The organism is Methylobacterium sp. A52T (assembly GCF_053346095.1).
Genome location: NZ_JBKFBI010000075.1, coordinates 20,802 through 28,033 on the forward strand (window position 1 = coordinate 20,802; position 7,232 = coordinate 28,033).

At 72.5% G+C, this 7,232-nt stretch carries 8 protein-coding genes; 5 read left to right on the plus strand and 3 right to left on the minus strand.

What is annotated here, in order from left to right:
* The first annotated feature begins 223 nt into the window (after positions 1–223).
* A complete protein-coding gene (gene bcsS / locus ACLBYE_RS18170; protein ID WP_447695248.1) occupies positions 224–949 on the plus strand; it encodes a cellulose biosynthesis protein BcsS in 726 nt (241 codons plus the stop codon).
* On the opposite strand, the gene ACLBYE_RS18175 is transcribed toward bcsS, so the two are convergent.
* On the minus strand, positions 916–2,514 hold the full coding sequence (locus ACLBYE_RS18175) for a cryptochrome/photolyase family protein (RefSeq protein ID WP_447695249.1): 1,599 nt from the start codon (positions 2,512–2,514) through the stop codon (positions 916–918). The two genes, bcsS and ACLBYE_RS18175, sit on opposite strands and share 34 nt — an antisense overlap.
* A gap of 200 nt (positions 2,515–2,714) precedes the next feature.
* Here ACLBYE_RS18175 and ACLBYE_RS18180 point away from each other — a divergent pair, with 200 nt between their 5' ends.
* Positions 2,715–3,578 carry a formyltransferase family protein gene (locus ACLBYE_RS18180; RefSeq protein ID WP_447695250.1) on the plus strand — a complete coding sequence of 288 codons (864 nt, stop codon included), beginning with the start codon at positions 2,715–2,717 and terminating at the stop codon, positions 3,576–3,578.
* Positions 3,579–3,660: 82 nt separating this feature from the next.
* Positions 3,661–4,002, plus strand: a complete 342-nt coding sequence (locus ACLBYE_RS18185; protein ID WP_447695251.1) for a hypothetical protein — start codon at positions 3,661–3,663, stop codon at positions 4,000–4,002.
* Between the two features lie 16 nt (positions 4,003–4,018).
* On the opposite strand, the gene ACLBYE_RS18190 is transcribed toward ACLBYE_RS18185, so the two are convergent.
* Positions 4,019–5,062: a hypothetical protein gene (locus tag ACLBYE_RS18190; RefSeq protein ID WP_447695252.1), complete on the minus strand. Its 1,044-nt coding sequence runs from the start codon at positions 5,060–5,062 to the stop codon at positions 4,019–4,021.
* 407 nt (positions 5,063–5,469) lie between these two features.
* Here ACLBYE_RS18190 and ACLBYE_RS18195 point away from each other — a divergent pair, with 407 nt between their 5' ends.
* The gene (locus tag ACLBYE_RS18195; RefSeq protein WP_447695253.1) at positions 5,470–5,760 is read left to right on the plus strand and encodes a PilZ domain-containing protein; all 291 of its coding nucleotides are present in this window, start codon (positions 5,470–5,472) and stop codon (positions 5,758–5,760) included.
* A gap of 18 nt (positions 5,761–5,778) precedes the next feature.
* On the opposite strand, the gene ACLBYE_RS18200 is transcribed toward ACLBYE_RS18195, so the two are convergent.
* On the minus strand, positions 5,779–5,958 hold the full coding sequence (locus ACLBYE_RS18200) for a hypothetical protein (RefSeq protein WP_020092863.1): 180 nt from the start codon (positions 5,956–5,958) through the stop codon (positions 5,779–5,781).
* Positions 5,959–6,220: 262 nt separating this feature from the next.
* On the opposite strand from ACLBYE_RS18200, the gene ACLBYE_RS18205 reads away from it, so the two are divergent.
* On the plus strand, positions 6,221–7,159 hold the full coding sequence (locus ACLBYE_RS18205; protein ID WP_447695254.1) for an alginate O-acetyltransferase AlgX-related protein: 939 nt from the start codon (positions 6,221–6,223) through the stop codon (positions 7,157–7,159).
* Positions 7,160–7,232 lie beyond the last annotated feature (73 nt).

Consider the following 7,232-nt stretch of genomic DNA (forward strand, 5'->3'; position numbering starts at 1 on the left):
TCGCGACAGCGCGATGGCGTCCCGCGGGCGGACGCGCGGCGGACGGCCCGCGAAGTCCCGGCAAGCACAGCGCGCGCACCGACGCTTTTCTCCGAAGCAACGTCGTCCCCGCGCCCCGAAGATCGGCGCGCGAATCCGACAATTCCGGGGGATCGCGAGCGGATCGCGGTGAAACGCAGTTAATTTTCTCTTACTATCCTCCGCAGACGTCGGAGGATCGACTGTGCCGAACCAGCGCCCGTCCCGGAAGATCGCTGGACGTGCGCCCGTTCTCGCGGTTCTGCTCGCGGGACAGGCCGCCGTCTCGAACCCGGCCGGCGGCAGCGAGATCGACACGCTGCTGTTCGGCAGCCTCGACGCCGGCGGCGACACCTTCCTGACCGTCGGGGCGAAGGCCGGCCTCACCTCCCTCGCGCAGGACGGTTTCACCGCGCTGGCGAGCGTCGGTGGCGGGCGGCGCGCGGAGGCCGGTCCGGACGGCCCCCGCACGCGCTACACGGTCGCCGCCGCCGCCCTGGCCGGGTACCAGTGGGTCTTCGACTGGGGCGCGGTCGCGGCCTTTGCCGGGCCCGAGATCGCGCGGGAGATGCTGATCGCGGGGCCGCTCTTCGAGGCTCTGCCGACGCGCTTCGGGCTCCGGCTCCACGGCGAGATCTGGGCGCGCCCGAGCGAGTCGACGCTGCTCCAGGCGAGTGCCGTCGCCGGGTCGGCCCGCGACAGCCTGTGGGCGCGCCTCGCCTGGGGCTACCGGCTCTGGGAGACCTATCTGGGTCCCGAGGCCGCCCTCTACACGGACAGGACCGGCTACGCGAAGTGGAGCCTCGGCCTGCACGGGACCGACTTCGCCCTCGGCCGGTACAGCTTCCGCGCGTCGGCGGGCCTCCAGTCCGAGAGCGGCCGGGGCCGCGCCTGCCCCTACCTGAGCCTGTCCGTCTGGTCGCCCCTTTGATCGGCGCTCGGCCGGGCCTCGAGGGCGTCGAGGAACGCGGCCGCGTCGCGGCGGATCTCGGCGCGGCGCCTGTCGCCAAGCCCGCGGAGCGTCCGGTACGGCATGGCCATCCGCTGATTGCCCGCCAGCCGGTCCTCGTTCTCGATGAGGAAGTTCCAGTAGAGATAGTTGAACGGGCACGCCTCCGGCCCGGCCTTGACCTTCACGTCGTACGCGCAGGACGCGCAGTAATCGGACATCCGGTCAATATAGGCGCCCGAGGCCGCGTAGGGCTTGGAGCCCATGACGCCACCGTCGGCCCACAGCACCATGCCGTGGACGTTGGGCAGCTCGACCCACTCGTAGGCGTCCGCGAACACGATCAGGTACCACTCCTCCACCTGAGCCGGGTCGATGCCGGCGATGAGGGCGAAGTTGCCGGTCACCATCAGGCGCTGGATGTGGTGGGCGTAGGCGTGGGCGCGCGTCTCGGCGACGACCTGCGCGACGCAGTTCAGCGCCGTCTCGCCGGACCAGTAGAACCACGGCAGGTCGCGGCCCGCGCCGAGGGCGTTGCTGTCGCGGTAGGCGGGCATCCGTGCCCAGTAGAGGCCGCGCACGTATTCCCGCCAGCCGAGGATCTGCCGGATAAAGCCCTCGACGCAGTGGAGCGGCGCCGCGCCGTCGCGGTAGGCGCGCTCGGCGGCCCAGCACACCTCCTCGGCGGTGAGCAGCCCGGCGTTGAGGGCGGGCGACAGCAGCGCGTGGTACAGGAACGGCGCGCCGGTCTTCATCGCGTCCTGATAGTCGCCGAAGGTCGGCAGGGCGTCGGCCAGGAAGTGCCGGAGCGCCGCGAGGGCGTCGGCCCGTGTCACCGGCCAGGAGAAGCCGGTGAGATCGCCGAAATGGTCGCCGAACTCGGCCTCCACGAGGGCGATGACCGCGCGCGTGACGGAATCGGGCTGGAAGCCGATCCGGTCGGGCGGACGGTGCCCCCTGGGCAGGCGCTTGCGGTTCTCGGGATCGTAGTTCCAGCGGCCGCCCGCGGGCTCGCCGTCGTCCATCAGGAGTCCGGTCCGGCGCCGCATGCCCCGGTAGAAGGTCTCCATCCGCAGGTGATGCCGGCCCTCCGCCCAGCGGGCGAAATCCTCGCGCGGGCACAGGAACCGGTTGTCGGCCCGGATCTCGACCGGGATCGCCAGGGTCTCGCGCCAGTCCTGCATCATCTCCCAGACGCGCCACTCGCCCGGCTCTGTCACCACGACCCGCTCCGGCCGGTGGCGCGCCACGGCACGCTCCAGCTCGCCGGTGAAGCTGCCGGTGTTGCCCGCGTCGGTCAGGCGCACGTACTCGACCGTGATCCCCTCCGCCTCCAGCTCGGCCGCGAAGTGGCGCATGGCGGCGAACAGGAAGGCGATCTTCTGCTTGTGGTGGCGGACATACGTCGCCTCGTCGCGGACCTCGACGATCAGGACGACGTCGCGCTCGGCGTCGAGGTCGACGAGGCTCGACACCCGGCGGGTCAGCTGGTCGCCGAGAACGAAGCGCAGGGTTCCGGACGGGGCGGCGCGGCGTTTCCCGGCCATGCCTCAGACCTCGCCGTGCGGGGCGGCGCGTTCGCCATCCGCGGCGCGGCCGAACACTCCGGTCCCGCCGTCGAAGATCACCCGAACCACGCCGTTCCCCCTTGCCACCGCCGCCGGCCCAATCAAGGTAGGCCCGGGGACGCGGCCGGGCAGGCGGCGGACCCGCGCCCTCCACATGCACAAGGTCGCAGGCGGCAAGCATGAAGTTCGCGTTCGCCGGCATCGACTTCCTCGGCGGGGTCTTCGAGGGTCTGCTGGACGCCGGCTGGACGCCGGTGAAACTGTTCACGCGCCCGTGCGACGGGGTCTACGACCACAACGAGGTCGTCGTCGCCCGCGCCCGGTCCCTGCGGCTGCCGATCCAGCTCTCGCGGATTCGCGAGCGGGACATCGAGGCGCTCCACGCCGAGCACGGCCGCGACTGGGCGCTCGTGGTCGCGGGCTACCCCTGGCTCATCAAGGGCTGGAAGGGCCGCGCCGCCTACGGCCTCAACTTCCACCCCTCGCCGCTCCCGACGGGCCGCGGCCCCTACCCGCTGTTCCGGGCGGTCCTCGACCGCTACGAGACCTGGGGCGTCACCGCGCACGTGCTCGCCGACGGGTTCGACACCGGCGATATCCTGGCGCAGGAGATCTTCGCCCTGAGTCCCCGCGAGAGCCACGAGACGCTGCTCGCCAAGTGCCAGATGGCGGCGCGCCGCCTCGCCGCGGGCCCCCTCGGCCGCGACCTGCCCAACCGATGGCGGCGCTCCGAGCCGCAGGGTGACGGCTCCTACTGGCCGCGCGCCACCGACGCCGACCGGACGCTCGACTTCCGGCAGGACGTCGAGACGGTCCTGCGCCGGGTGCGGGCCTTCGGCACGGTCGAGACGATCGCGCGGCTCGGCGATGCCCGGGTCTACGTGGCGGAGGCGCAGGGATGGCAGGAGCGCCACGCGCACACGCCCGGAGCGGTGGTGCACCGCCACCGCCGCCACGTCGTGGTGGCGGCCCTCGACGGGTACGTCCAGCTGACCCGCTGGTCGCCGGTCCCCCTCGCGGAGGCCGGGCAGATCGGCCGCTGACCGGCCCGTCCGGGAACCCGAACGCCGACCCCGATGTTTCCGGCGGCCCGGGCACTCCGCCGGGGCCTCACGGGAGTCCGCCATGTCGACCCGCGCCAGCCTCGCCGTAGCCCTCGGGTTCGCCGCGCTGTTCACCGGCTCCGCCTTCGCGCAGGCGGTGATCGTCACGCCCGATGAGTTCGGCCCCGACGACGACGTGGTGGTGCGCGACTACATCGTGCGCCGGCCGGTGGGTCCGGGCCCGATCGTCGGATCGATCCCGCTGCGGCCCGGCAGCATCGTGCCGCCCGACGTTCGGCTCGCGCCCTTCACGGAGGCCCCGAACCCGCGCCTGCGCCGCTTCGGCTACTTCGTGGCGCCCGGCGACAAGATCGTGGTCGTCGATCCCGACACCCGCGCGGTGGTGCGCATCCTCGACCGCTGACGGCGGGCTGCGGCGCTCACCAGTCGCTGAGCGCCGCGCGCTTCCAGCGGTCGGGCGCGACGCAGCGGTACTCGTAGGCCTCGTCCCAGGCGTGGTCGCCGGGGGCGCAGGGCGCGCGGCTGCTCGCGGGCGGCCGCGGCAGGCTCTCGCGGAGCGAGGCGACCTCGATCTGCCCGCTGTCGCTCACGCGCATGATCGGCCCGGCCGCCGTGCCGTAGACCAGATCGCGCCCGTCGAAGCCGAGGCTGCGGGAGAAGCCACCCTCCCGGTTGCCGTCGAGCCCGATCGCCTGCCCGGCCGCGAGCAGCATCGGGACGCCGGTGAAGCGCGCGGCGGCGGCGTCGATGCCGATGCCGTAGGTCCCCTCCCCCTGGAACGAGATCGCCCGGTCGGTGATGGAGCCGGTGAGATTGCCCATGAGGATCCCGTAGCCGGTATGGGCGCCCGGCACGCCGCCGGTGGAGATCTGCAGGCCGACCCGCTGGCGGTTGCGGTCGGTGGTCGGCGACTGCGCCGAGACGTCGATCTCGGCGCCGATGCAGGAGGCGACGGGATCGGCCTCGTCGGTCATGTCGACACAGTTGAAATTGCCGGCCCAGGAGGGCCCGACCGGCCCCAGCCCGTTGGGCTCCTTGAAGATCGTGCCGTTGACCGCGACGTTCTGCGCGCCGGTGCTGGCGAGGGCGCGGTTGTGCAGCTCGCCCGTGATCGTCCACTCGTAGCCGGCATTGTGCGGGCCGGTGGATCCGAGCGCCCAGAGCGCCTTGTAGGTGTGGGTGGCCTCGCCCGACCCCTCCGGCACGTGCCGGTCGACCCGCAGCGTCGAGACCGGATCGAAGCCCTGGGGCCGGTTCCAGAGGAAGACGTGGCCGCCGTCGAGGCCCATCACCCCGGTTCCCTGCACGCTGCGGGAGAAGTTCGGCGGCCACGGCTGCGGTGCGGACGCCGGATCCGTCGCCGGTGCGGCGCGCGGCGGCTGTCCGGGCGCCTCGGCGGCCGCGACCGTCGGAACGCCGATCGCGAAGCACGCCATCAGGGCGGTGCCGGGGCGGATGCGCATGATCGTCTCCGGATATCCTCTCGGCGCGGCCTCGCCCGGGATCGCACTGGCAGAAGCCGCCCGCGGGACCAGATAGGTTACAGCATCGCATCGGCGACGCCGGCCCCGGGCGCCCGCGGATGCGGCAGCCACCGCGCCATGGGAGCGAGCCGATGACCGCCCTGCGATTCCTGCGCAACTGGTTCCTGGTGTCGATCCCGCTCGGCCTCCTGATCGGCCGGTTCATCAAGGCCGGCGAGGGGCCGCCGAGACGAGACCGGCGGTGATTACCGGAGAACGGGCCGATAGACAGGGCGCGACTTGCTATTCTGACGCGCGGACGTCGATCATCAATAACATGTTAGCGAATCCGGCGCATTTTTACTGATATCGCGCCATAACGGCCGACCAGGGCAGGAACTTCGGCCGTGTCCCGCAACGCCAGCATCCCTGCCGCCGTCGCGGAACGCCGGGCGACCGAGCGGAGACCCACCGCCCTGCTGGCCTTCGCCCAGCAACGGGACGGCGCGCGCTATCCCTGCCAGGTCATGAACATCTCCGATCGCGGCGCGATGCTGGAGTTCCTGGGTTCGCAGGCGGTGCTGCTGGAGGACGTGTTCGACCTCGTGCTGTCGAGCGCCGAGATGCGTTACGCGGTCCAGCTCGTCTGGCGGAAGGAGCGGACGGTCGGCGTCCTGTTCTGCGGCGAGGCCGTGTGAGAGGTCGACCCTGCGGGCTCAGACCGCGAGCGTCGCCATCAGCGTGAGCCCGACGGCCGGCAGCGCCAGCGCCAGGACCGCGAGGGTGTCGAGGGGTGCGGGCCGGCTCGCCGCGAGCCAGCGACGCTCGGCGAACTTCTCGGCCGCGAACCCGGACAGGACCAGGCCGCAGCCGACGAACGTGACAAGCGCGGACATGGGTCGACCCTTCTTCGCAACGCCGCGCCGTGTGATGCGCCTGACGGGAGTACCCGCGGCGCGACCATAAAGTTTCACCGCGGCGCCGAAAGGCGGGCGAAAGAGGTGGTGCGCCGGGAAAGCCGCCGGCGCGCTTCCGCCTCTCCCGGGGACGAAGGGGTTGCAATCGCGCGCGGATCCGTCGACGCGGGAGCCCAGCGTCATCGACGGGATTGTCGCGGGCGGCGGGAGGCCGGAAGCTTTGAAGACGAGCGGCAACGGCGTGGCCGTCGGACACGATGGCTGGCTGTACTGGGTCGGACGCGCCCGCGAGGTCGAAGCCTTCTACGGCGACACCGCGACCTCGCGGCGGATCCTGAAGCGCTGGACGCGGCTCATCCGGCGGCGCGCGCGGCGCCTCGACGACCTCGGGATCCGGCACGTGCACACTGTCGTCCCCGACAAGCTCGCGATCTATCCGGACCTGCTCGGCCGCCCCTTCCCGGGGCTCGACGACCCGCCCGGGGTTCGGCTCGCCCGGCAGGTCGCCGGCGACAGCGGCGCCGCGATGGTCGACCTGCAGGCGCCGCTGCTGGCGGCGCGGGCCGAGGAACCCGTCTACCTGCGGACGGACACGCATTGGACCTACCGCGGCTACCTGACGGCGTACCGCGCGCTCTGCGAGGCCCTGGACGCGCCGGCGGCGGCGCACGTCTTCGCGGGGACCGGCGCGACCGAGCGCTTCACCTTCGACCTCGGCGAGAAGCTCGTGCCGCCGGTCGACGAGGCGTACGTCGCCTACGATTTCCCGCGCCGCGCGGCACGGATCGACGCGAACGCCCTGGTGGCCGTGCGGGAATCCGGACGGGCCGTGCGGCCGCGCGGACTGTTCGTCGGATGCCGCGTCGTTCTGAGGAACCCGGAGGCGCCGGATCGGCGCCGCGTGGTGCTGTTCGGCGATTCCTACATCTACAGCCCGGGCGCCCGGCTCACGGCGATGCTGGCGGAGACCTTCGCCGAGGTGCACGCGATCTGGTCGGCGAACATCGACTGGGCCTACGTCGAGGACGTCCGGCCCGACATCGTCGTCTTCGAGATCGCCGAGCGGTTCCTGCGGCAGGTCCCGAACGACCGGATCCGCATCGATCGCTTCGCGGCGTCGCGCGCGCGGCGGGCCGTCCGCCCGACGCTCCGGGAGCGGATCCGGCACTGGCTGCGCTGAGGCCGGCCGCTTCAGAAAGCGAGAGCCCCGCCGCGGTGGCGGCGGGGGGGCGGTGCTCCGCCTGGGCCGCCGC

What these genes read in the sequence shown, in the direction of transcription:
- ACLBYE_RS18175 (WP_447695249.1), bottom strand. Translation starts at nt 2,514, where the DNA reads ATGGCCGGGAAACGCCGCGCCGCCCCGTCCGGAACCCTGCGCTTCGTT.
- ACLBYE_RS18180 (WP_447695250.1), top strand. Translation starts at nt 2,715, where the DNA reads ATGAAGTTCGCGTTCGCCGGCATCGACTTCCTCGGCGGGGTCTTCGAG.
- ACLBYE_RS18185 (WP_447695251.1), top strand. Translation starts at nt 3,661, where the DNA reads ATGTCGACCCGCGCCAGCCTCGCCGTAGCCCTCGGGTTCGCCGCGCTG.
- ACLBYE_RS18190 (WP_447695252.1), bottom strand. Translation starts at nt 5,062, where the DNA reads ATGCGCATCCGCCCCGGCACCGCCCTGATGGCGTGCTTCGCGATCGGC.
- ACLBYE_RS18200 (WP_020092863.1), bottom strand. Translation starts at nt 5,958, where the DNA reads ATGTCCGCGCTTGTCACGTTCGTCGGCTGCGGCCTGGTCCTGTCCGGG.